The 23,577-nt window shown below is 65.6% G+C and carries 16 protein-coding genes; 12 read left to right on the top strand and 4 right to left on the bottom strand.

What is annotated here, in order from left to right:
• The first annotated feature begins 163 nt into the window (after window positions 1-163).
• The 3 genes from fabD (at window position 164) to dnaN (ending at window position 3,473) form a co-directional block, all read left to right on the top strand.
• Window positions 164-1,102, top strand: coding sequence for an ACP S-malonyltransferase (fabD, locus tag ABDW49_RS05180; RefSeq protein ID WP_068094202.1), 939 nt, complete (start codon window positions 164-166; stop codon window positions 1,100-1,102).
• Window positions 1,102-1,842, top strand: coding sequence for a 3-oxoacyl-[acyl-carrier-protein] reductase (gene fabG, locus ABDW49_RS05185; protein WP_343614158.1), 741 nt, complete (start codon window positions 1,102-1,104; stop codon window positions 1,840-1,842). Before fabD ends, fabG begins: the two co-directional genes overlap by 1 nt.
• Window positions 1,843-2,354: 512 nt before the next feature.
• Window positions 2,355-3,473 (top strand): DNA polymerase III subunit beta, encoded by a 1,119-nt coding sequence (dnaN, locus tag ABDW49_RS05190; protein ID WP_343610219.1) that lies wholly within the window; start codon window positions 2,355-2,357, stop codon window positions 3,471-3,473.
• Between the two features lie 85 nt (window positions 3,474-3,558).
• Here dnaN and ABDW49_RS05195 read toward each other — a convergent pair whose 3' ends face one another.
• Window positions 3,559-4,011: a hypothetical protein gene (locus tag ABDW49_RS05195; RefSeq protein ID WP_343610221.1), complete on the bottom strand. Its 453-nt coding sequence runs from the start codon at window positions 4,009-4,011 to the stop codon at window positions 3,559-3,561.
• Window positions 4,012-4,195: 184 nt separating this feature from the next.
• Here ABDW49_RS05195 and ABDW49_RS05200 point away from each other — a divergent pair, with 184 nt between their 5' ends.
• Entirely contained in the window at window positions 4,196-6,454 is a 2,259-nt protein-coding gene (locus ABDW49_RS05200; protein WP_343614160.1) for a VacB/RNase II family 3'-5' exoribonuclease, read from the top strand.
• Between the two features lie 164 nt (window positions 6,455-6,618).
• On the opposite strand, the gene ABDW49_RS05205 is transcribed toward ABDW49_RS05200, so the two are convergent.
• Window positions 6,619-7,074, bottom strand: a complete 456-nt coding sequence (locus ABDW49_RS05205; RefSeq protein WP_343610223.1) for a universal stress protein — start codon at window positions 7,072-7,074, stop codon at window positions 6,619-6,621.
• A gap of 154 nt (window positions 7,075-7,228) precedes the next feature.
• On the opposite strand from ABDW49_RS05205, the gene ABDW49_RS05210 reads away from it, so the two are divergent.
• From ABDW49_RS05210 to ABDW49_RS05230, 5 genes are all read left to right on the top strand, one after another.
• Window positions 7,229-8,515, top strand: coding sequence for a pyruvate dehydrogenase complex dihydrolipoamide acetyltransferase (locus ABDW49_RS05210; protein WP_343610224.1), 1,287 nt, complete (start codon window positions 7,229-7,231; stop codon window positions 8,513-8,515).
• A 195-nt stretch (window positions 8,516-8,710) separates the two neighbouring features.
• A complete protein-coding gene (locus ABDW49_RS05215; RefSeq protein WP_343610226.1) occupies window positions 8,711-9,106 on the top strand; it encodes an acyl-CoA thioesterase in 396 nt (131 codons plus the stop codon).
• A gap of 4 nt (window positions 9,107-9,110) precedes the next feature.
• Window positions 9,111-10,523 carry a dihydrolipoyl dehydrogenase gene (gene lpdA, locus ABDW49_RS05220; protein WP_343610228.1) on the top strand — a complete coding sequence of 471 codons (1,413 nt, stop codon included), beginning with the start codon at window positions 9,111-9,113 and terminating at the stop codon, window positions 10,521-10,523.
• Window positions 10,524-10,609: 86 nt separating this feature from the next.
• A complete protein-coding gene (locus ABDW49_RS05225; RefSeq protein ID WP_343610230.1) occupies window positions 10,610-12,112 on the top strand; it encodes a hypothetical protein in 1,503 nt (500 codons plus the stop codon).
• 144 nt (window positions 12,113-12,256) lie between these two features.
• Window positions 12,257-13,132 carry a flagellin gene (locus ABDW49_RS05230; protein WP_343610231.1) on the top strand — a complete coding sequence of 292 codons (876 nt, stop codon included), beginning with the start codon at window positions 12,257-12,259 and terminating at the stop codon, window positions 13,130-13,132.
• Between the two features lie 219 nt (window positions 13,133-13,351).
• On the opposite strand, the gene ABDW49_RS05235 is transcribed toward ABDW49_RS05230, so the two are convergent.
• Window positions 13,352-14,674: an FAD-dependent oxidoreductase gene (locus ABDW49_RS05235; RefSeq protein ID WP_343610232.1), complete on the bottom strand. Its 1,323-nt coding sequence runs from the start codon at window positions 14,672-14,674 to the stop codon at window positions 13,352-13,354.
• A 253-nt stretch (window positions 14,675-14,927) separates the two neighbouring features.
• Here ABDW49_RS05235 and ABDW49_RS05240 point away from each other — a divergent pair, with 253 nt between their 5' ends.
• The gene (locus ABDW49_RS05240; protein WP_343610234.1) at window positions 14,928-17,831 is read left to right on the top strand and encodes an EAL domain-containing protein; all 2,904 of its coding nucleotides are present in this window, start codon (window positions 14,928-14,930) and stop codon (window positions 17,829-17,831) included.
• On the opposite strand, the gene ABDW49_RS05245 is transcribed toward ABDW49_RS05240, so the two are convergent.
• Window positions 17,828-18,754, bottom strand: coding sequence for a LysR substrate-binding domain-containing protein (locus tag ABDW49_RS05245; protein WP_343610236.1), 927 nt, complete (start codon window positions 18,752-18,754; stop codon window positions 17,828-17,830). The genes ABDW49_RS05240 and ABDW49_RS05245 overlap by 4 nt on opposite strands.
• A 306-nt stretch (window positions 18,755-19,060) precedes the next feature.
• Between ABDW49_RS05245 and ABDW49_RS05250 the strand changes: the two genes are divergently transcribed.
• Window positions 19,061-22,309: an efflux RND transporter permease subunit gene (locus ABDW49_RS05250; protein ID WP_343610238.1), complete on the top strand. Its 3,249-nt coding sequence runs from the start codon at window positions 19,061-19,063 to the stop codon at window positions 22,307-22,309.
• A complete protein-coding gene (locus ABDW49_RS05255; RefSeq protein ID WP_343610240.1) occupies window positions 22,302-23,576 on the top strand; it encodes an efflux RND transporter periplasmic adaptor subunit in 1,275 nt (424 codons plus the stop codon). Before ABDW49_RS05250 ends, ABDW49_RS05255 begins: the two co-directional genes overlap by 8 nt.
• The last annotated feature ends 1 nt before the right edge of the window (window position 23,577 follow it).

Raw genomic sequence — 23,577 nt, forward strand, 5'->3', positions numbered from 1 at the left:
CGCAACGATCGGGCGCCACTGCCCAAGCGTCGGAAGACGTTATGGGAGCGCGAGGGGGTAACCCCCTTGCATCTTCCTTCTTAAACCCCTTTCACCCCATCCCCCTTGCACCAAACCTTCAACCGCAATAACTCGCGGCCCCAGATTTCAAGGGATATGCGAAATGCGTGCATTTGTTTTTCCGGGGCAGGGCAGCCAGAAGGTCGGCATGGGTGTCGATCTGGCCGCTGCCAGCCCCATCGCCCGCGAGGTGTTCGAGGAGGTTGACGAGGCGCTGGGCCAGAAGCTGTGGGAGATCATGGCGCAGGGCCCCGAGGACCAGCTGACCCTGACCGAAAACGCCCAGCCCGCGATCATGGCCAATGCCATCGCCACGCTGCGCGTGCTGGAGAAGGAAGGCGGCTTCCGCCTGTCCGACAAGGCCGATTTCGTGGCCGGTCACTCGCTGGGCGAATACACCGCGCTGTGCGCTGCCGGGGCGTTCAGCCTGGCCGATACGGCGCGTCTGCTCAAGCTGCGCGGGCAGTCGATGCAGGCTGCAGTGCCCGTTGGCGTTGGCGCGATGGCTGCTCTGCTGGGCGCCGATATCGACAAGGCGACTGCTCTGGCCGCTGCGGCTGCCGAAGGTGAGGTCTGCACCGTTGCCAACGACAACGATCCGGGTCAGGTCGTGCTTTCGGGCCACAAGGGCGCGATCGAGCGGGCCATCGCTCTGGTCAAGGAGCATGGGATCAAGCGCGGCGTGGCGCTGCCGGTTTCCGCGCCCTTCCACTGCCCGCTGATGCAGCCTGCCGCCGATGCCATGGCCGAGGCGCTGGCCAAGGTCTCGCCGGGCGCGCTGTCGGTGCCGCTCTTCGCCAATGTCACCGCCGATGTCGTCACCGATCCGGCCACCGTGCAGGCCCTGCTGGTCGAGCAGGTGACGGGCCGCGTGCGCTGGCGCGAGAGCATCATCGCCATGAAGGCGGCGGGCGTCGAGGAATTCGTCGAATTGGGCGGCAAGGTGCTTGGCCCCATGATTTCGCGCAGCGTGACGGATGTGAAGGTGACCAGCGTCATCTCCATGGCCGACATCGAGGCGCTGCTGAAGGAGATCGCATGATGTTTTCGCTTGAAGGAATGACCGCGCTCGTGACGGGCGCCAGCGGTGGCATCGGCAGCAGCGTGGCCAAGGCTCTGGCTTCGCAGGGCGCGCGTCTGGTGCTGTCGGGCAGCAATGCCGAGAAGCTGGAGGCCTTCAAGGCCGAGCTGGGCGGCGACCATGTTGCCATCACCTGCAACCTCTCCGACCCCGCTTCGGTCGAGAAGCTGGTGCCAGAGGCGCTGGCCGCTCTGGGCAAGCTGGATATTCTGGTGAACAACGCCGGCATCACGCGCGACAACCTCGCCATGCGTATGAAGGATGAGGAATGGGATGCGGTGATCCGCATCAACCTCGAAGCCGCCTTCCGCCTGATGCGCGCCGCGACCAAGCCGATGATGAAGGCCCGCTTCGGCCGCATCGTCTCGGTGACCAGCGTGGTGGGCGCGACGGGCAACCCTGGCCAGGTGAACTATGCAGCGGCCAAGGCTGGCCTTGTGGGCATGAGCAAGTCGCTGGCGCAGGAACTGGCGAGCCGCAACGTCACGGTGAACTGCGTGGCGCCCGGTTTCATCCGCACCGCCATGACTGACGTGCTGCCCGACGCCCAGAAGGAAGCGCTGAACGGCCGCATCCCGATGGGCCGCATGGGCGAGGGCGAGGATATCGGCGCTGCGGTGGCGTTCCTGGCCTCGAAGGAAGCGGGTTATGTCACCGGCCAGACCATTCATGTGAATGGCGGCATGGCGATGTTTGCCTAAGAACTGAAAAGGGTAAGTGCGAGGGTGTTACACCCTCGCGCTCCCATGAATGTCTGCGTGGGTGCTTCGGGTTCGGCCTTGGGTTAAGGTCGCTGCGCCGCAGGCAGAAGTTTGAGGCCTGCGGCGCCATGGGTCGCGCAGGTGGAGAGGTGGGGGGCAACGTCCGTGCGCCACTGCCATTTCGTCGGAAGACGTTCCGGGAGCGCGAGGGGCCGGAGCATTCCTCTTGAGGAATGCGACCAACAAGGACTCCCCCTCGCACCTTCCTTTTTCTCCCTGAATTCACTTACCCACAGCCTTCGCGGAGGCATTAACCTCCCGTTAGGCACGTCCGCCTAATCGAAACGCATCGAATTATCCCCAGAATCGCGTTCAGGCGCGTGCTTCGCACTTGCCGCAAGCCAAGGGCGCGCTAATGAAGATAGTCCGAATTGGCCGCGCAGGGGTGCCTTGGGGTTCCTGTGCGGGTGGAAGCTACACCCAGGGGTATCAGGCACGGGATCGGATCGAGCATGAAAGCCACCATCGAACGCGCGACGCTGCTGCGCTGCCTCAGCCATGTGCAGTCGGTGGTCGAGCGGCGCAACACGATCCCCATTCTCTCGAACGTGCTGATCGAGGCCGGGCAGGACGGCACCTTGCGCGTCATGGCGACCGACCTTGACCTTCAGGTGGTCGAGCATATGCAGGCCGTCAGCGTGGAGGCGCCGGGCGCCATCACCGTGTCCGCCCATCTTCTGTTCGACATCGCCCGCAAGCTGCCCGATGGCAGCCAGGTGAGCCTGCAGACCGCCGACAACCGCATGGTTGTGAAGGCTGGTCGCAGCCGCTTCCAGCTTCCCACGCTGCCGCGCGATGACTTCCCCGTGATTGTCGAGGGCGATCTGCCCACCAGCTTTGAGCTTCCGGCGGCGACGCTGGCCCAGTTGATCGACCGCACGCGTTTCGCGATCTCCACCGAGGAGACGCGCTATTACCTCAACGGCATCTTCCTGCATGTGACCGAGGAAGAGCTGAAGGCGGCGGCGACGGACGGCCATCGTCTGGCCCGCTTCACCATCGCCAAGCCCGAAGGCTCGGATGGCATGCCGGACGTGATTGTGCCGCGCAAGTGCGTGGCCGAGCTGCGCAAGCTGCTCGAAGAGGCGCTGGATGCGGTGGTGCTGGTGGACCTCTCGGCCAGCAAGATCCGCTTCACGCTGGGCGGCGAGAACGGCGTGGTGCTGACCAGCAAGCTGATCGACGGCACCTTCCCCGATTACAGCCGCGTGATCCCGACCGGCAACGACAAGCTGCTGCGTCTGGACCCCAAGAGCTTCTGGCAGGGTGTGGACCGCGTGGCGACCATCGCCACCGAGAAGACCCGCGCCGTGAAGATGGCGCTGGACAAGGACCGCGTGACGCTGTCGGTGACCTCGCCCGACAATGGCACGGCTGCGGAAGAGCTGCCCGCCGATTACGGTTCGGAAGGGTTCGAGATCGGCTTCAACGCCAATTATCTGAAAGACATCCTCGGCCAGATCGAGGGCGATACGGTGGAGCTGCATCTGGCCGATGCCGGCGCCCCCACGCTGATCCGTCAGGATGAGAAGAGCCCGGCGCTCTATGTGCTGATGCCGATGCGGGTGTGATCCGCCGGAATTGAGAGTTTAAAGAGGCGCGGAAGGGGAAACCTTTCCGCGCCTTTTTGTTGAGTGGCTCCCCAAATCGGGAGTTTTACGGCAGTGGTTGCAGCGACAGGCTGACCTCGCGGGCGTAAATCGTCCCGTCCATGCCCCAACTGCTTTCCCAGCCTATCTCGATGTCGCCCACCTCGGGGCCAACAGCGTTGTCCCATCCCATGGGTTTGGCTGACACACGCCGGATGATGAGGCGGGCGATGGTCGCGCTGGCCTCTCCCGTCAACGCGAGGCCGGTTACGCCTTTCGCATTCAAGGTCACTGTCGCGTGCTTGTCCAGAACGAAGAAGCCTTGCGAATCCACCTCGCTGGTCATGCGAAAGGTTTCGAGGGACATGATGGCCGTGCCTTGGCCGATTTCCAGCCTGCCGAGCGTGGCATCGTGAAAGGATGGGATGATCCCAAACCACGCGACAACCTCCTTGGCCCCATCGAGCGCCATGAAGGTGTCTGCGTCTGTGGCCCAATGGCTTGTTTCGGCTTTCTGCATAGGCGGGTTTTAGGAGTATATAGGAGATCGGCATAGAGGCCGTGATCTGCGCATCCTGCCCCTCCACCCCAACCAACTGGCCTTTCCCCGCCACCCCGGCTAAAGACGGGCGATGAACAATCCGCGCCCGCCCAAACGCCCCTTCAAGTCTCACGCTCACTTTACCCCGCGCCCCGCGCCGGGCATGCCCAACGCCCAGCAGGTGCTGGACTTTATCGCCTCGGCCACCGGAGAGGTCGGCAAGCGTGAGATCGCCAAGCATTTCGGCCTGCAGGGTCAGGAAAAGATCCAGCTCAAGGCGCTCCTCAAGGATATGGCCGAGGAAGGGCTGATCGACGGCAAGCGCACCGCCTATCACCGCATGGGCGGCGTGCCCAAGGTCACCGTGCTGCGCGTGATCGAGATCGAGGATGGTGAACCCGTCGCCGTCCCCGACACCTGGGAGCCCGAGGACAACACCCCCGCGCCCCGCCTGCGCGTCATCGAGCCGCGCGGCGGCGGCAAGCGTGGCCCGGCGGTCAGGGGTGTCGGTCCGCTGCGCGCGGGCGACCGCGTGCTGGCCCGCACCGAAGAGACCGAGCGCGGCTGGCAGGCCCATCCCATGAAGAAGCTGCCCGCTCAGGCCGACCAGACCATGGGCGTTGTCGAGATCGACGGCGCGGGCAAGGGCTGGCTGGCCCCCATCGACAAGCGTGAGCGCCACTCTACCCCCATCGCCGATCTGGGTGGCGCGGAAGAGGGCCAACTGGTTCTGGCCGAACCCGTCAGCCGCTCGCCGCGCGCGGGCATGCGGGTGACGGTGGTGCTGGGCGACCCGCTGGCACCGCGCGCCTTCAGCCTGATCGCCATCCACAAGCATGGCATTCCGCATATCTTCCCGCAGGACGCCTTGCAGGAGGCTGAGGTCGCGGCGCGCGAAGCCCTAAGCAGCGAAAAGCGCGAGGACCTCACCCATCTGCCCATCGTCGCTATCGATCCCAGCGACGCGCGCGACCATGACGACGCCATCTGGGCCGAGCCCGACGGGCAGGGCGGCTGGCGTACGGTGGTGGCCATTGCCGACGTCAGCTTCTACGTCCGCCCCGGCAGCGCCATTGACAAGGAGGCCCGCAAGCGCGGCAATTCGGTCTATTTCCCCGACCGCGTGGTGCCGATGCTGCCCGAGGTGCTGTCGGCCGATGTCTGTTCGCTGAAAGCCGGGGCGCCGCGCGCGGCCATGGCTTGCCATATGAATTTCGACGCCGAAGGCAAGATGACCGCCTTTCGTTTCACCCGCGCCATCGTCCGCATCGCCGAGGTGATCGCTTACGAGGAAGCGCAGGCCCGCATCGACGAAGGCCGCGCCGAAAAGCATCTCACCGATCTGTGGGAGGCATGGAAAGTTCTGGAAGCCGCGCGCAACAAGCGCGACCCGCTCAACCTCGAACTGCCCGAGCGCCGGGTGCAGCTCGACGAAAAGGGCCGCATCGCGGGCATCGCCCTGCGCGAAAGACTCGATGCCCACCGCGTGGTCGAGGATTTCATGATCGCGGCCAATGTCGCGGCGGCCAAGGCGCTGGAAAGCAAGGTCGCCCCCGTGGTCTATCGCATCCACGAGCCGCCCAACCGCGAAAAGCTTGTGGCCCTGAAGGATTATCTCGCCACCTTCGAGCGCAAGCTGGCGCTGGGGCAGGTGATCACCCCGGCGCTGTTCAACCGCATGCTGAAAAGCATCGAGGATGAGGCGGAAAAGGCGCTGATCATGGAAGCCGTGCTGCGCAGCCAGACCCAGGCCTATTATGGCCCCAAGAACGCCGGGCACTTCGGTCTGGCGCTGGGCAGCTATGCGCATTTCACCTCGCCGATCCGCCGCTATTCGGATCTGCTGGTGCATCGCTCGCTGGTCGACGCCTTCGGGCTGGAGCAGCCCGCGCCCAAGGGCGACATCCCCGAGCATTCCGGCCTTGCCCCGCGCGACCGTCAGGACATGGCCCGCATCACCGATGCCATCTCGCGCACCGAACGCCGCGCCATGGAGGCCGAGCGCGAAACCATCGACCGCTACGTCGCGGCATGGCTCTCGACCCGCGTGGGTGAGATCTTCCAGTGCCGCATCACCGGCGTGCAGCGTTTCGGTCTGTTTGCGACCATCGTCGGACTAGGCGGCGACGGGCTGGTCCCCGTATCCGTGCTGGGTGATGAGCGGTTCTTCCACGATGAAAAGGCACAGGTGCTGCGCGGCGAGCAGAGCGGCATCACCTATGCCATCGGCGACCGGCTGCCCCTGCGGCTGGCGGAGGCCAATCCCTTGACCGGCGCGCTGAAATTCGAGCCCGAAGACAGCGATGGCCGCATCGAGAAGCGCGGCGCCCCGGCGCCTGTCGGGCTGAAGAAGCGCGGCAGCCATCTGGTGGGCCAGCGCGGCCGCCCGGCCAACATCCGCCATCAGGGGAAACGCCGCTGATGATGCAGGGGGGAGTCTTCTGGAAATTCGGCGAGGCCGAATGCGCGGCACCGGCCCGCTCCCCCGCCCGGTCACCCATCGGTCGTATCCTGTGGGTGGCCGGGCGGGGGAGCGGGCTGGCGCCGCACGCAAAATGCGCTTTTGCGCATTTTGCCAAAAGACTCTCAGCTCAATCGGTCGATCTCATCCTCGGCAAGGCCGCCGGGGATGATCATCAGCGGGCAGGGCAGGCTGCCCAGACCCGGACCGGTGAAGTGAGTCACCAGCGCGCCCGGCTCGCCATCGCGCGCGGCGCCCAGCACCAGCGCGGCGACCTCGGTATGCGCGGTGAGGTGATCGCGCACGACCTTCACCGCCTCGCCCTGCTGGACCGAGATCTCGGGCATGCGCCCGCCCTCGGCCACAATGGCGCTGGCCAGGCTTGTCAACAGCACTTCCGCACGATCCCGCGCTTCCTGCTCGATGGTGGCCGCAATGCCGCCGAAAGCGACGAAGGGCTCGGGTTCGATCACGCTGAGCAGATGCACCGCGCCCCCGGTTTTGGCGGCACGCCTGCTCGCGAAACGCAAGGCCACGCGGGCCTCTTCGGTTTCGTCGATGATGACGAGATAGATCCGCATGGCCCCTCTTTTCCCGGTTCCCGTACCGCGCATTTTGCGCCATCACCTATCCGCCACAAACCTATTTCACGCAAGCCACCTTGCCGAGGCTCATACTTTTGGCCAGAAGCCCGCGTGAACAACATTTCACCTTGGATTGAGGACTGATTGCCCCATGCCGATTGCGATCAAGATGCCCGCGCTCTCGCCCACGATGGAGCAGGGCAAGCTGGCCCGGTGGCTGGTGAAGGTTGGCGACACCGTCTCCTCCGGCGACATTATGGCCGAGATCGAGACCGACAAGGCCACCATGGAATTCGAGGCTGTCGATGAAGGCGTGATCGTCTCGATCGACATCGCCGAAGGCACCGACGATGTGAAGGTCGGCACCGTGATCGCCCAGCTTGCCGGCGAGGGCGAAGACGCCTCCGCCAAGCCTGCTGCCGCCGCGCCTGCCGCTGCCGAAAAGCCCGCTGCTGCTCCGGCTGCCGCCGCTCCGGCCCCGGCTGCTGCCCCGGCCCCCGTTGCCGCCAAGGCTGCGGGTGACCGCGTGGTCGCCTCGCCGCTGGCCCGCCGCATTGCCGCCCAGAAGGGCGTCGATCTGGCTGGCGTCACCGGTTCGGGCCCCAACGGCCGCATCGTCAAGGCCGACGTCGAGGGCGCCAAGCCCGGCGCCGCCGCGCCTGCCGCTGCCGCCGCTTCGGCGCCTGTCGCTGCTGCTCCCGCCGCGCCGACCCCGGCCGCGCCTTCTGCCCTGCCTGACTTCGGCATCCCGCATGAGGACCAGCCGCTCTCGGGCATGCGCAAGACCATCGCGCGCCGCCTGACCGAGTCGAAGCAGCAGGTGCCGCATATCTACCTGTCGCTCGACGTGCGTCTGGACGCGCTGCTCAAGCTGCGCGGCGATGTGAACGCCTCGCTGGCCGGGCGCGGCGTGAAGGTGTCGGTCAACGATATCCTGATCAAGGCGCTGGGCGTTGCTCTGGAGCAGGTGCCGGTGTGCAATGTCGCCTTCGCGGGTGACACGATCCGCCAGTACAACCGCGCCGACGTGTCGGTGGCGGTCTCGATCCCCAATGGCCTCATTACCCCGATCATCAAGGATGCCGCGGGCAAGGGTCTGGCCAAGATCAGCACCGAAATGTCGGATCTGGCCAAGCGCGCCAAGGAGGGCAAGCTGGCCCCGACCGAATATGTCGGCGGCACGGCCAGCCTGTCGAACATGGGCATGATGGGCATCAAGACCTTCCAGGCGATCATTAACCCGCCCCAGGCCATGATCCTGGCGATCGGCGCGGGCGAGAAGCGCCCCTGGGTGCTGGAAGACGGCTCGCTGGGCGTCGCCACGGCGATGACCATCACCGGCAGCTTCGACCACCGCGCCATCGATGGTGCCGATGGCGCCAAGCTGATGGCGGCTCTCAAGGATCTCATCGAGAACCCGCTGAGCCTGCTGGCCTGACGATAAAGCCGGGGCGCCGCGCTGTGGAGGCGCGGTTCCCCGGCATCGCCTCGATGCCATCCGGCAGAGGGGCAGGATAAAAGACCGCGAGGCGGCATCGTGACAGGGACCGGACGCGGGAAGGGCCAGGGCTTGAGTGCCTACCCACCCGGCGGGCGCGCCTTGAAACGCTCCGCCTTGCAAGGAAGACCCCCGATGATCGAACCGCTCGTTCCCCGCCCCGCCACCGAACCGGTGATCCGCGTCACCGCCATGCCGCGCGATGCCAACGCCTATGGCGACATCTTCGGCGGCTGGTTGATGAGCCTGATGGACAATGGCGCCGGCTTTATTGCCTCGCGCCATTCTCGCGGCCGCGCGGTGACCATCGCCATGGATGGCATGCAGTTTCTGCAACCGGTGAAGATCGGTGACGAAGTCTCTGTCTATGGCGAGATCACCAAGGTCGGGCGGACTTCGATGACGATCGCGGTGGAGGCCTGGGGCCGCCACCGGCATGAGCTTGACGCCGTGAAGGTGACCGAAGCGGTCTTCACCTTTGTGGCCGTAGATGAGAACGGGCGTCCGCGCCCCGTTACGCAGGAGAAGTAATCTCGTGGCTGAACAGTATGATGTGATCGTTCTGGGTTCGGGCCCCGGTGGCTATGTCGCGGCGATCCGCGCGGCGCAGCTGGGCCTGAAGACCGCCATTGTCGAGCGCGAGAATCTGGGCGGTATCTGCCTCAACTGGGGCTGCATCCCGACCAAGGCGCTGCTGCGCTCGGCCGAGGTGTTTCACCAGATGCAGCATGCCAAGGCTTACGGCCTTTCGGCAACGGGTGTGACGGCTGATCTGGCCGCTGTGGTTGCCCGTTCGCGCGGCGTGGCCAAGCAGCTCAATCAGGGCGTCACGCATCTGATGAAGAAGAACAAGGTCACCGTCCATATGGGCGTTGGCAAGATCCTGAAGCCCGGCACGCTGGAAGTGACCGGCGAGAAGGGCAAGGAGACCCTGACCGCCAAGCACATCATCGTCGCCACTGGCGCCCGTGCCCGCGATCTGCCCTTTGCCAAGGCGGATGGTGACAAGATCTGGACCTACCGCCACGCCATGACGCCGAAGGAAATGCCTTCGAAGCTGCTGGTGATCGGCTCGGGCGCGATCGGCATCGAATTTGCCAGCTTCTACAACGATCTGGGCGCCAAGGTGACCGTGGTCGAGATGATGGACCGCATCGTGCCTGTCGAGGACAAGGACGTGTCGACCTTCCTCGAAAAGGCACTGGTCAAGCAGGGCATGACGATCCTGACCGGCACGGGCGTCGATGGCATCACCACCACCGCGACGGGCATCAAGGCCAAGATCAAGGGCAAGGACGGCAAGGTCACCGAAGAGGACTTCAGCCATGTGATCGTGGCGGTTGGCGTGGTCGCCAACACCGAGAACATCGGTCTGGAAGAGGTTGGCATCAAGACCGAGCGCGGCATCATCGCCATCGACGATCATGGCCGTACCGCCGTGAAGGGTATCTGGGCGATTGGCGACGTGACCCCCGGTCCGTGGCTCGCCCACAAGGCCAGCCATGAGGGCGTGACCGCCGCCGAGGCCATCGCCAAGGAGCTGGGCAACAAGGAAGTCCATCCCCATGGTCTGGACCGCAACAACATCCCCGGTTGCACCTATTGCCACCCGCAGATTGCCAGCGTCGGCATGACCGAGGCCAAGGCCAAGGAAGCCGGTTACACCGTCAAGGTCGGCAATTTCCCCTTCATCGGCAATGGCAAGGCCATCGCTCTGGGTGAGCCCGAGGGCTTCATCAAGACCGTGTTCGACGCCAAGACCGGCGAGCTGCTGGGCGCTCACATGATCGGCGCGGAAGTGACCGAGTTGATCCAGGGCTATGTGGTCGGCAAGACGCTGGAGACCACCGAGCAGGAGCTGATGCAGACGGTGTTCGCCCACCCGACGCTGAGCGAAATGATGCATGAGAGCGTGCTCTCGGCTTACGGTCGCGCGATCCACTTCTAAGTTTCACGCACTGAAACTAAGGTCAGGCCTGCCCACCGGAGAACCCCGGTAGGCAGGCCTTAACCATATTTTGCGATGGGTGTCGGATGAGCGACACCGGGCGGATTATGGCACAAGGCAGGGGTAAGGCGATCGCCCCGCGCAGCCTTGCATTGGCGCTGCTGGCCATGCTCGGCGCCATGCAGATCGGCCTCTGGGCTTTTCTGGGCCTGCCTGTCGCCCTGCTGCTGACGGGAACGGCAGCGCTGGCGGGGCTGATCTGGTCGCTGGCGGTTCTGCCCGGCTGGCATGGCAGGATCAGCCTGACCTCATGGCTGATCGCCACGCTCGTCGCTTTCGCGATCCTGCTGTTGGGCGGCGAGGGACGATGGTTCTACGCCACGCCCGATTGGCAGGTGCGCTATGCGGTGTTGCGCGACCTGACCGAGCAGCCATGGCCCTTTGTCTATCAGCATGGCGAGATGCTGCGCGCGCCGCTGGGCATCTATCTGGGCCCGGCGCTGCTGGGCAAGCTATGGGGCTTTCATGCCGCCGAGCAGGCTTTGCTGCTTCAGAACACGCTGCTGCTGGGCATGCTGCTGGCGCTTGGGGGGGATCTGTTCGAAACCGCGCGGCAGCGCTGGATCGCGCTGGGTTTCTTCTGGGGTTTTTCCGGCATGGATGTGCTGGGGCAATGGTTCGCCGGAGGATCGCTGCGGCTGCATCTGGAATCATGGGCGGGGATGCAATTCTCCAGCCATGTCACGCAGGCCTTCTGGGCGCCGCAGCACGCGCTGGCCGGATGGTTGCTGGGTCTGTTCTACCTGCTGTGGCGGGAAGGGCGGTTGCCGCTTGCGGTCTTGCTGTCCGCGCTGCCGCTCACGGCGCTGCTCTCGCCTCTGGCCTTGCTGGGCGGTGTTCCCTTTGGCGTCTATGCGATGTTCAAGGATATGCGCAGCCTGTGGCGCCATGGGGCGGTGGCAATGCTGGCGGGGCTCATCAGCCTGCCGACATTGCTCTATCTGACCACCTCGAGTGGAGCGCTGGTGTCAGGGGTGCCGCATCATGTCCATCTGACCGGCTATCCGCTCTTCATCGTGCTGGAAGTCGGCGCCTATCTGCTGGCGCTGTGGTTCACGCGGCCCGATCCGCCCTTCGGTCGCATGACGATGCTGATGACGGTGGCGCTTCTGCTGCTGGTGCCGTTCGGCCAGATCGGAGACAGCGTTGACTTCACCATGCGGGCCAGCATTCCGGCCTTGTTGATCCTGTGCCTGGGCATGGTGCGCATCGTGATCGCGTCGCGCCGCTGGCCGCGCGGGCAACAGGCGCGCGGATGGATTCTGGCCGCCTGGCTTATCGGACTGGCGACACCGGGCGGAGAGATCTGGCGCGCCCTGACCTGGCCTGCCTCGCCGGAGGTGTCCTGCGGCTATCCGGGCGTGGTGCCCTCGGGGATGCAAACCTATCAGGCACCCCGCGACCGCATGTCTGCCGTGATCCGTCCGGCTCATCCTGCAGTGCGCAAAACAGTCGATCCGGCACCCTGCTGGCAAGCGGCCTGGCGTGACCCCATCAGCGGTCAATCCAGCCTGCTCCATCCCTATTGAATCCGCCATTTCGGACGCATCGATAACAGCCTTTCCACGCCGTTTACCCTCGGGGCTTAAAGAACTCCGGGCTTTGACGTTCTTGTCGATGAACGCCTCGGAGACTGCGGCGCTTCGACTTTCGGGAACACAGGGAACCTTACGATGACCGTTATCAACACCAACGTGAATGCTCTCCAGGCCACTGCTGCTTCGAACGCCGCGGCCACCATGACCAGCCAGGCGATGACCCGTCTGTCGACCGGTAAGCGCATCAACTCGGCTTCGGACGACGCCGCCGGCCTCGCCATCGCCACCTCGATGACCAGCCAGATCAACGGCATGAACCAGGGCATCAAGAACGCCAACGACGGCATCTCGCTGGCCCAGACCGCTGAAGGTTCGCTGACCGAAGTCACCAACATGCTGCAGCGCGTCCGCGAACTGGCCGTGCAGTCGGCTTCGGGCACCTACTCCAGCTCTGACCGCGATCAGATGCAGGCTGAAGTCAGCTCGCTGACCGGCCAGATCAAGAACGTTCTGTCCTCGACCACCTTCAACGGCGTGGCGCTGTTCTCGACGACCTCGGGCACCAACCTGACCTTCTCGATCCAGGCCGGTGCGAACCACGCTACCGCCGACGTCGTCTCGATCTCCTCGGTCGGCATCGACGGCACGCAGCTCGTCAGCACGCTGACCGCTGCTGGCGGCAACGGCTTCCAGGTCAATGACACCACCGGTTCGGCCGGTACGGGTGCGGCCAACGCCAACACCACCATCGACAACGTTGACTCGGTGCTCAAGCAGGTTGCCACGGTGAACGCGAACTTCGGCGCCGGCCAGAGCCAGCTCCAGTCGGCCGTGAACAACATGACCAACAATGTGACCAACCTGTCGGCCGCCCGCTCGCGCATCGAGGACACCGACTATTCGGCAGAATCGACCGCGATGGCCAAGGCCCAGATCCTCTCGCAGGCTTCGACCGCGATGATCGCCCAGGCCAACCAGAGCCAGCAGAACGTGCTGACGCTTCTGAAGTAAGCTCAGGTCACACTGACAAACGGGGGAGGGCGCCCACCGCAAGGTGGGCGCCCTTTTTCGTGTTTCAGAGCCCGTTTGGAAAATGCGCAAAAGCGCATTGTCAGCGCGGCACTGGCCCTCTCCCCCACCCGGCCACCCATATCATCCTTTCGTTGGGTGGCCGGGTAGGCGAAAGGCCGGTGCCGCAAATCCGGCTTTGCCGGATTTCCAAACAGCCTCTCAGGTGTGGGCGATGCCGATCATCCCGTCGACGTCGATGATTTTCTCGCGCGGGGCATTGCTGCGCGCACGGGCCACTTCGGCGGCATCGATCTTCTGCCAGTCGCGGAAGGTGATGACATCCAGCCCCCGCTCCGCCACCAGGGCATCGAAGCCGTCGCCGCCGGGTTTGGTCAGCGCAGCGCCTGCCAGATCCTGCGCGATGCGATCCACGATGGCGAAACCATCGGGCCGGTTGGTGCCGATGGTGCCCGAAGGCCCGCGCCGCGCCCAGCCCACGCAATAAAGGCCCGGCAGGATCCGGCCTTCCTCATTGGCAAAGCGCCCGCGCATCTCGTTATAGGGGACGCCTGCGATCGGGCTGGTCTGATAGCCGATGCAGCTCACCACCAGATCGGCGGGCAGGCGACGCAGCTCTCCGGTGCCGACCGCCTTGCCATCGACCAGCGTCGTGCGCTCCACCTCGATGGCGTGAACCTTGCCCGAGGCATCGCCCACCAGCGCGCGCGGCGCGGTGTAAAAGGCGAAGTTCACGGGAAAGCCAACGCCTTCTTCCGGCGTCTCGCTGGCATATTTGCGCAGCAATTGCACCGATTTGCGCAGGCCGGGGTCAAGCGCGGCATCCTCCTCAACCGGCGGCAGATGGGCCGGATCGACATGCGGCACGGCGCGCTCCAGATGGGCCAGCTCGCCCAGTTCCTTGGGGGTCATGGCGATCTGATGCGGGCCGCGCCGCCCCAGAATCGTCACGCTTTCAAGGCGGGAGGCGGTCAGTGCCTCCAGCGCGTGGCCGACAATGTCCGATCCGGTGAATTCGTCCTGGGTCTTGGCCAGAATGCGCGCCACATCCAGCGCGACATTGCCATTGCCGATCACCACCGCATGCTTGCCCGACAGGTCGGGCGCGAGCGATGCGAATTCGGGATGGCCATTGTACCAGCCCACCAGCGCGGCCGAGCCGAAGACATTGCCAAGCGTCGCGCCGGGCAGGTCGAGCTTCCTGTCCCCCGGCGCGCCGGTGGCCAGCACCACGGCGTCATAAAGCTCCAGCAGCTCCTCCACGCTGACATCGCTGCCCACCGCGACATGGCCGATAAAGCGCACATGGCCCGACAGCGACACCGTCTCATAGCGGCGCGAGACGCCCTTGACCGACTGGTGATCGGGGGCGACGCCGCTGCGGATTAGCCCATAAGGCACCGGCATCCGGTCGAAAATGTCGATCCGGACGTCCTGCCCCCACTGCTTCTGCGCGGCTTCGGCGGTGTAATAGCCTGCCGGGCCCGATCCGATGATGGCGATCTGAGGGGTGGTTTGAGGCATGCTGCTCGCTCTCCCTGAAGGGCTCGCCCCGCGAAGGGGCGGCCATTGGCGCGCATGCCCGCAAGAGCAGGCTTGCGCTGATGTCCAGAACAGCCCTCCTGCCGCGACTTGGCAAGAGGCAATCGCCATGATGTGGTATTTTCATGGGGCCCGGCTGCAATGATTTTACAGTGCTCTGCGGGCTGGCTTAACTGATTGGAAAGTGCGCCCGGCGGATAGTCGGGCCATGCAGACCGGGCGTAGGGAAAGATTTATGGCGGCCGCGCGCGCCGCCGCGCAGGGCGCTGCCGATGCGGCGGGCGATGAGGGGGCCGTGCGCGGCGCGCAGGAACCGCCTTCGCAGGCCCAGCCGGTACCGCAATCTTCGCCACCTCCTGCCGCTCAGCCTTCCCCTCCGCCCGCGGCTGTGCCATTTCAGCCTGCGCCTGCCGCCTCGCGTGGGGCCGGGCGCGTCACGCCTTTACAGACCTCTCCTTCGGCTCCGGTGATGAACCCCAGCGCACCCTCGACCATGCTGCCACCCACCGCGCGCCCGATGGGTGACCTGCCGGGGGAGGATGTCGACGTATCGGGCCTGCGCCGCAAGGTGGCGGTGAAATCCATCGACCGCATGGCCGAACCCTATCCCGGCTATTTTCTGGTGCCGCAGGGCTGGGCGATGATGGCCCCGGCCATGGCGATCGCCTGCCTGCTGCTGGTGCTCGACCAGTTTTCGCTGCCGATCCAGCGCACGGTGATGCCCGCCACGGTGGCGGCGGTGATCTGCGCCTGCGCCGGCCTGTTCATCCGGGTGGAGCGCACGCAGGGGCGCTCGCTGGCGATGCGCTATGGCGTGATGGCGCTGGCGATCCCGCTGCCGATGGGGCTGTTCGGGCTGGCCATGGCGCTGTGGCACCATGTCGAGCCCTTGCACTCCACGCTGGCGATTGTCGGCGCGCTGGCGACCGTGTCGCTGGTGGCATCGGTGGCGCTGTCGGGCCGGGCGCCCTCGCTGGTGGCGGGCTATCTGGCGCTGTGGGCCGCGCCCGCGCTGGAGATCCACAGCTTTGGCGCCACGGCGATCCTTGTGCTGGGTGGGCTGATCGGCATTGTCGCCGCGATCCGCCAGATCTCGCTTGACCGTGGCTCTCAGGCCGAGGCGCATGCGCTGCTGCGGCTGCAGAAGCGCGCCGAGGACATCCTTCACGATTACGAACAGACCGGGCAGGGCTGGTTCTGGGAAACCGACCGCAAGGGCATCATCACCTATGTCTCGGCCCCCATCGGCCGCGTTCTGGGGGTGGAGGCCGATCAGTTGCTGGGCCACAATCTGTCGGATCTCTTCATCCTCGACGATGCCAGCCGTGAGGGCGAGCGCACGCTGGCCTTCCATATGAACGCGCGCTCCTCCTTTCAGGAGCTGCCGGTGCGGGCTGCTACGCGCCGGGAAGAGCGCTGGTGGTCGATCAATGGCCGCCCGATCTATGATGGCTTCAACAATTTCCTCGGCTTTCGCGGCTCGGGCAGCGATCTGACCGAAAAGCGCCGCACCGAGCAGCATGCCACGCGCCTGGCGCATTTCGACTCGCTGACGGGTCTGGCCAACCGCTTCCAGATGAGCCAGACGCTGGAGAAGATCCTCAACGCGCCGCAGCCGGCGCATCGCATCTGCGCGGTCTTCCTGCTCGATCTCGACCGCTTCAAGCAGGTCAATGACACGATGGGCCATCCGGCGGGCGACGCGCTGCTGAAACAGGTGGCGCAGCGTCTGGCGGGCACGGTGGGCGATCTGGGCCGCGTGGGCCGTCTGGGCGGCGACGAGTTCAAGGTGATCCTGCCGGGCCGCATCGACCGGGGCAGTCTGGCCGGTCTGGCCCAGCGCGTGATCGACAATCTGTCGCAGCCCTACACCATCGAGGGCGCGCGGGTGGTGATCGGCGCGAGCCTTGGCATCGCCCTCTCGCCCGACGATGGCGTGACCAGCGAGGCGATCATCCGCAACGCCGACCTTGCGCTTTACGCGGCCAAGGATCGCGGGCGCGGGGTCTATCACTTCTATGCCGCCGACCTGCATTCCGATGCCGAGGAGCGCCGCCAGCTCGAAGCCGATCTGCGCGATGCGCTGGTCCATGGCGGGCTGCGTCTGGCCTACCAGCCGGTGGTCCACACCAATTCGGAACGCATCACGGGGTTCGAGGCGCTGCTGCGCTGGAACCACCCGACGCGCGGCGATCTCTCGCCCGCGCTCTTCATCCCCATTGCCGAGGAAGCCGGGCTGATCGCCCAGATCGGCGAATGGGCGCTGCGCACCGCCTGCATGGATCTGGCCCAATGGCCCGATAGCGTGCGCGTGGCGGTGAACGTGTCTCCGCTGCAATTCGCCAATCCGGCGCTGCCCGGCATCGTCACCAGCGCGCTCGCCTCGGCGCAGGTCGCGCCCGCGCGGCTGGAGCTGGAGATCACCGAAAGCGTCTTCCTCAACGACAGCGAGAGCACCGAGACGATGTTCGCATCGCTCAAGCGCGTTGGCGTGCGTCTGGCGCTCGACGATTTCGGCACCGGCTATTCCTCGCTAGGCTATCTGAAGAAGGCGCCCTTCGACAAGATCAAGATCGACCAGGGCTTCGTGCGCGGCGCCACCGAGCCCGACAGCCGCAATGGCGCGATCATCGCCTCGATCGTGAGTCTCGCCGAGGCGCTGAACATGGAAACCACGGCCGAGGGCGTCGAGACGCTCGACGAGCTGGATCTGATCCGCGATCTGGGCTGCAGCCATGTGCAGGGCTATATCTATGCCAAGCCGCTGGAGCTGGATCAGGCCAATGAGCGGGTCTCGGGCGATCTGTCGATGGAGGCCAAGGGCCCGCGTTCCTCGCGCGCGCCGCGCCGCACCATGCTGCGCCGGGTGACGATGGAGGCGCTGGGCGCCCGCTATCCGGTGACCATCCGCAACATGTCGGCGCGCGGGGTGATGATCGAGGGCGTGCTCGACGTGCCGCTGGGGGTGGAGCTGCTGCTGGAGCTGGGCGACGATCTGGTGCTGCCCGGCATCGTGCGCTGGAGCCGGGAAGGGCGCACCGGGGTCGAGTTCCTGACCCCCGTGGCGTTCGACGAGGCGGGCGGCGTGATCCCGCTCACCGCCATGCGGGGGGCGGAAGGCAATCCGGTGGAGGCTTAACCGGCCGGAACCTGCAACTCTGGCGATGCGTCGCCGGGAAGCCGCCCCAGCAGAATGTCCAGAAAGGCCTGAGCTGTGGGGCGCGGGTGTTCGGGGTGGATGATCCACAGCCGCGTCATCACCGGCTCGCTGAGTGGGCGATACACCACATTGTCCACCCGCAGTCGCATCAGCGAGCGCGGCAGCAAGGTGGCACCAAAGCCCGCCGCCACCAGCCCCAGCAGTGTGGCCAGCCCCGCGGCCTCACTGGCGATGCGCAGCGGAACGCCCGCCGCGCGGGTGCGGGCAAAGACATCCTCGTAATAGCTGGAGGCGCCCGCCGCCGTGGTGATCACCAAAGGATGCTCGGCACATTCCAGCAGGCTGGGCGGGTTGATCTGCGTGGCCAGCGGATGATCGGCGCGCACCGCGACCATCATCTCCTCCTCGACCAGACAGCGCGTGCACAGGCCCGCGGGCAGGGTGGGGGCGGTGGCGGCCCGCACCATGCCGATGTCGATGTCCTCGCGCCGCAGCATCTCGACCTGATCGAAGGTGCCCAGCTCGCGCACCGTCAGTTCGACCTCGGGATAATGGCGGCGATAGTCATGCAGCGTTTCGGACAGCCGCGCCACGTAAGGGCCCGATGAGGTGAAGCTGATCCGCAGCCGCCCGCGCTGGCCATGCAGCGCCATGCGCGCCACCATGCGGGCATGGTCGGCCTGGGCCAGCGTGCGGCGCGCCTCGGGCTCGAACAGGCGGCCTGCCTCGGTGATCTGCACCCGGCGGCTGGAGCGTTCGAACAGCCGCACCCCCAGCTCATCCTCCAGCGCGCGGATCTGCTGGCTGAGCGGCGGCTGCGACATGCCCAGCCTCTCGGCGGCGCGACCGAAATGCAGCTCCTCGGTCAGGCACAAAAAAGAGCGAAGCTGTTTGAGATCCATGAGAATGTATTAAGACGAATTTCAAATCAATCAATCCGCATTCCATATTGGACAGGACCGGGATGCTGGCGCAATCAGCCTCCATCGCAGGTTTCCCCCCCCACTTGCGGTCTTCTGCCGGTTTCACAGCGCCAGGATGGCGTCCTGTCGCTCCCCTTTGGTACCCTCCGTCGCTGAGAGCCGGTCAATAACTGCCTGTCCTGCCCCTGTCCCCCTTATTGGGACGGGCCGAATCCGGTAGAGATGCTTCGGCGGGCTTCTGGCCCACTTGACCGCATGCGCGCGGGCGGGATGTTGGAGTTGTTGATGCTGGATATCGTCAAGGTTGCGCTGCACCGTCCGCTGACCTTCATCGTCATGGCCATTCTGATCGCCATGGGCGGTACGCTGGCGGCCATGAACACCGCCGTCGACATTTTCCCCGAGATCCGCATCCCGGTGATCGCCGTCGCCTGGCAGTTTTCGGGCATGCCCGCCAAGGACATGTCGGACCGCATCACCACCCAGTATGAGCGCGTGCTGACCACCACGGTCAACGATATCGAGCATATCGAAAGCCAGTCGATGCAGGGCATTTCGGTGGTGAAGATCTTCTTCCAGCCGGGCGCCGACATCCGCATCGCCAATGCGCAGGTGACGGCGGTGTCGCAGACGGTGCTCCGGCAGTTGCCCACCGGCATCACGCCGCCGCTGATCCTGAATTACAATGCCTCCACCGTGCCGATCGTGCAGTTGGCGCTGTCGGGCAAGGGGCTCAACGAACAGCAATTGTTCGACGTCGGCATGAACCAGATGCGCATCCGCATGATCACCGTGCCGGGTCTGGCCATGCCCTATCCGGCGGGCGGCAAGCAGCGCGAGGTGCAGATCGATCTCGATCCCTCGGCCATGCAGTCCAAGGGCCTGTCGGCCACCGATGTCGGCAATGCCATCGCCGCGCAGGATCAGTTGACGCCGGGCGGCTTCATCAAGATCGGCGATCTGCAATACAGCGTGAAGCTGAACAATGCGCCTGACCGCATCGAGCAGTTCAACAATCTGCCGATCAAGGTGGTGAACGGCGCCACCGTCTATATGCGCGACGTCGCCCATGTGCGCGACGGCTATCCGCCGCAGCAGAATGTCGTGCATGTGGAAGGGCAGCGCTCCGTGCTGCTGACGGTGTTCAAGAACGGCGGCGTTTCGACCCTGGCGATCATCGACGGCGTGAAGCGCACGCTGGACAAGATCCGCCCCGGCCTGCCCAGCGACCTCAAGGTCATGCTGGTGGGCGACCAGTCGATCTTCGTGAAGGCGGCGGTGACGGGCGTGATCCGCGAAGGCCTGATCGCGGCGGGTCTGACCAGCCTGATGATCCTGCTGTTCCTGGGCTCATGGCGCTCGACGATCATCGTTTCGACCTCGATTCCCCTCTCGGTGCTGGCGGCCATCGGCACGCTGTCGATCTTCGGGCAGACGCTTAACACCATGACGCTGGGCGGACTGGCGCTGGCGGTCGGCATTCTGGTCGACGAAGCGACAGTGACCATCGAGAACATCAACTGGCATCTGGAACAGGGCAAGCCGGTGATCCCCGCGATCATCGACGGCGCCTCGCAGATCGTGGTGCCCGCTTTCGTCTCGCTGCTGTGCATCTGCATCGTCTTCGTGCCGATGTTCTTCCTGCCGGGCGTGGCGGGCTATCTCTTCGTGCCGATGGCGCTGTCGGTGGTCTTCGCGATGATCGCCAGCTTCCTGCTGAGCCGGACGCTGGTGCCCACCATGGCGATGTATCTGCTGAAACCCCATGCCGTGGGCGGGGTCGGCCATGAAGCGGGCGCGGAAAACTCGCGCAATGTGTTCGTCCGCTTCCAGCGCGCTTTCGAGGAGCGTTTCGAGGCCTTCCGCAAGCGCTACATCGGCCTGCTGCGCAGCGTGCTGTCGGTGCGCAAGCCCTTCATCATCATCTTCATGGGCGGCGTGCTGGTCTCCTTCGCGCTGCTGCCGTTCCTGGGCAGCAACTTCTTCCCCGATGTCGATTCCGGGCAGATCGCCATGCATGTGCGCCTGCCTTCGGGCACCCGCATCGAAAGCTCGGCGGCGCAGGTCCAGCTTGTCGACAAGGCCATCCGCGAAATGGTGCCCGCCGAGCAGCTCGCCTCGATCACCGACAACATCGGCCTGCCGGTCAGCGCGATCAACACCGTCTACAACAACAGCGGCACGCTGGGGTCGGGCGATGGCGACATGCTGATCACCCTGACCGAGGATCACCAGCCCACCGCGAAGATCATCGCCATGCTGCGCCGCGAACTGCCGCGCCGCTTCCCCGGCGTGACCTTCTCCTTCCTGCCCGCCGACATCACCAGCCAGATCCTCAACTTCGGCTCGCCCGCACCCATCGACGTGCAGGTGATCGGCAAGAATCCCGAGGATACGCGCGCCTATGCCGGCAAGCTGATGGCGAAGATGAGCAGCATCCCCGGCGTGGCCGATCTGCGCATCCAGCAACCCGCCCATGCCCCCGAGCTGAAGGTGGATGTCAACCGCACGCTGATCGGGCAGTATGGCCTCACCGAAAAGAACGTGACCGACAGTCTGGGCACCTCGCTGGCCGGCACGTCTCAGGTGGCGCCGCTCTATACGGTGAACCCCGAGAACCATGTGTCCTATGCGGTGGTGGCGCAGACGCCCGAGTATCGCGTCTCCAGCATGAACGATCTGGGCAATGTCACCGTCACCGGCGGCGCGCAGGGCGTGCCCAGCCAGTTGCTGGGCGGCGTGGCCAAGCTGGCGCGCGGCGACACCGAACCGCTGATCAGCCATTATGACGTGCAGCCCACCATCGACATCTATGCCGCCACCCAGGGCCGTGACCTTGGCGCGGTGGCCGGCGATGTGCAGCATGCCATCCACCAGCTCGCCAAGGAGCAGCCCAAGACGGTGACGGTGGTCATTCGCGGCCAGTACGCCACGATGAACACCGCCTTCTCGGGCCTTGGCTTCGGCCTGCTGGCGGCGATCGTGCTGATCTATCTGCTGATCGTGGTGAACTTCCAGAGCTGGACCGACCCGCTGGTGATCATCAGCGCGCTGCCCGCCGCTCTGGCCGGCATCGTGTGGATGCTCTTCGTCACCGGCACCACCCTGTCGGTTCCGGCTCTGACAGGCGCGATCATGTGCATGGGCATCGCCACGGCCAACTCGATCCTTGTCATCAGCTTTGCGCGCGAACGCCTGCATGTGCTGGGCGATGCCACCAAGGCGGCGCTGGAAGCAGGCTTCGTGCGCTTCCGCCCGGTGCTGATGACGGCGCTGGCCATGGTGATCGGCATGCTGCCCATGGCGCTGGGCCTTGGCGACGGCGGCGAGCAGAACGCTCCGCTGGGCCGCGCGGTGATCGGCGGCCTGTCCTTCGCGACGCTGGCCACGCTGTTCTTCGTGCCCACGCTGTTTGCCATCGCCCATCGCAACTACAAGCCGGGCGACGAGCGCGGCCGCGCCGCGCGCGAGGCCGAGCAGGGCCACAACCACGATAACGACCCTTCCATCGATCAGGCACCCCATCATGCATGAACAGTCCCTTCTTCCCGATGACGATCAACAGCCCGACACCGGCGGCCTGAAGCGGCTGGGTGTGGGTGTGGCGGTGGTGGCCCTGGTGGTTGCCGGCGTCGGTGTGGCCCTGCGCCTGCATGCCAACAGCGGCCTGCACGGCGTTTCGGCCGAGGCGGCCATCCCCAATGTCTCGGTGGTGATCCCCCGCACCGCCGATGGCGACGACGAACTGGTGCTGCCGGGTAACCTTCAGGCCTTCAACTCGGCGGCGATCAATGCGCGCACCAGCGGCTATGTGAAGCGCTGGCTGGCCGATATCGGCGACATCGTGCATCAGGGGCAGGCGCTGGCCGTGCTGGACGCGCCCGATCTCGACCAGCAGTTGATTCAGGCCCAGGCCGATTACAATTCGGCGCTGGCCAATCAGCATCTGTCCGAGACCACCAACACCCGCTGGAAGGCGCTGCTGGCCAAGGATGCCGTTTCGCAGCAGGATGCCGACGAGAAATCGGGCGATCTGGCCGCCAAGGTGGCGCTGGCCCATTCCGCGCGCGCCAATGTGAACCGCCTGTCGGCGACGCAGGGCTTCAAGACGCTCTATGCGCCCTTCGACGGCGTGGTCACCAGCCGCGCCGCGCAGATCGGCGCGCTGGTGGTGGCGGGCAACATCGCCACCCAGCCGCTTTTCACCGTCTCCGACATGCATCGCATGCGCATCGATGTGCGCGTGCCGCAGGCCTATTCGGCGATGCTTCACAACGGGCTGACCGCCACGCTGTCGCTGCCCGAATATCCCGGCCGCAAGTTCAATGCGACGGTGACCCGCTCGGCCAATGCCGTCGATCAGACCTCTGGCGCGGTGCAGGTGCAGCTTGAGGCCGACAACCCCGATCGCGCGCTCAAGCCGGGCGCCTATGCGCAGGTCCATTTCAACCTTGGCGGCAAGAGCAGCGGCCTGCCCGAAGTGGCCGTGCCGGGCAGCGCGATCCTCTATGGCGCCAACGGCCCGCAGGTTGCGGTGGTCAATGCGCAGGGCGTGGTGACGATGCACAATGTGACCATCGGCCGCGACAAGGGCAGCGTCGTGCTGCTCTCCGCCGGGGTGAGCGCCAGCGATCACGTCATCGACAGCCCGCCCGATGCGGTGCGCAACGGCGACCATGTCCGCGTGGCACAGACCACGCCGATGCCCGCGCCCAAGCCGGAAGAGCCCGTCAAGCCCGCTCCGGTTGCCGGGCCCACCACCAATCAGGCGCCTGCCAAGGAAGCTGCTCATGGCGGTTGAC

This window comes from Novosphingobium sp. (assembly GCF_039595395.1).
Classification (GTDB): Bacteria; Pseudomonadota; Alphaproteobacteria; order Sphingomonadales; family Sphingomonadaceae; genus Novosphingobium.

Excerpts from the sequence above, each read along its gene's own strand:
- fabG (WP_343614158.1), top strand. The coding sequence starts at position 1,102 with ATGTTTTCGCTTGAAGGAATGACCGCGCTCGTGACGGGCGCCAGCGGT.
- ABDW49_RS05195 (WP_343610221.1), bottom strand. The coding sequence starts at position 4,011 with ATGCAGAAAGCCGAAACAAGCCATTGGGCCACAGACGCAGACACCTTC.
- ABDW49_RS05255 (WP_343610240.1), top strand. The coding sequence starts at position 22,302 with ATGCATGAACAGTCCCTTCTTCCCGATGACGATCAACAGCCCGACACC.
- dnaN (WP_343610219.1), top strand. The coding sequence starts at position 2,355 with ATGAAAGCCACCATCGAACGCGCGACGCTGCTGCGCTGCCTCAGCCAT.
- ABDW49_RS05250 (WP_343610238.1), top strand. The coding sequence starts at position 19,061 with ATGCTGGATATCGTCAAGGTTGCGCTGCACCGTCCGCTGACCTTCATC.
- ABDW49_RS05235 (WP_343610232.1), bottom strand. The coding sequence starts at position 14,674 with ATGCCTCAAACCACCCCTCAGATCGCCATCATCGGATCGGGCCCGGCA.
- fabD (WP_068094202.1), top strand. The coding sequence starts at position 164 with ATGCGTGCATTTGTTTTTCCGGGGCAGGGCAGCCAGAAGGTCGGCATG.
- ABDW49_RS05215 (WP_343610226.1), top strand. The coding sequence starts at position 8,711 with ATGATCGAACCGCTCGTTCCCCGCCCCGCCACCGAACCGGTGATCCGC.
- ABDW49_RS05200 (WP_343614160.1), top strand. The coding sequence starts at position 4,196 with ATGCCCAACGCCCAGCAGGTGCTGGACTTTATCGCCTCGGCCACCGGA.
- ABDW49_RS05245 (WP_343610236.1), bottom strand. The coding sequence starts at position 18,754 with ATGGATCTCAAACAGCTTCGCTCTTTTTTGTGCCTGACCGAGGAGCTG.
- ABDW49_RS05230 (WP_343610231.1), top strand. The coding sequence starts at position 12,257 with ATGACCGTTATCAACACCAACGTGAATGCTCTCCAGGCCACTGCTGCT.
- ABDW49_RS05225 (WP_343610230.1), top strand. The coding sequence starts at position 10,610 with ATGAGCGACACCGGGCGGATTATGGCACAAGGCAGGGGTAAGGCGATC.
- ABDW49_RS05210 (WP_343610224.1), top strand. The coding sequence starts at position 7,229 with ATGCCGATTGCGATCAAGATGCCCGCGCTCTCGCCCACGATGGAGCAG.
- ABDW49_RS05205 (WP_343610223.1), bottom strand. The coding sequence starts at position 7,074 with ATGCGGATCTATCTCGTCATCATCGACGAAACCGAAGAGGCCCGCGTG.
- ABDW49_RS05240 (WP_343610234.1), top strand. The coding sequence starts at position 14,928 with ATGGCGGCCGCGCGCGCCGCCGCGCAGGGCGCTGCCGATGCGGCGGGC.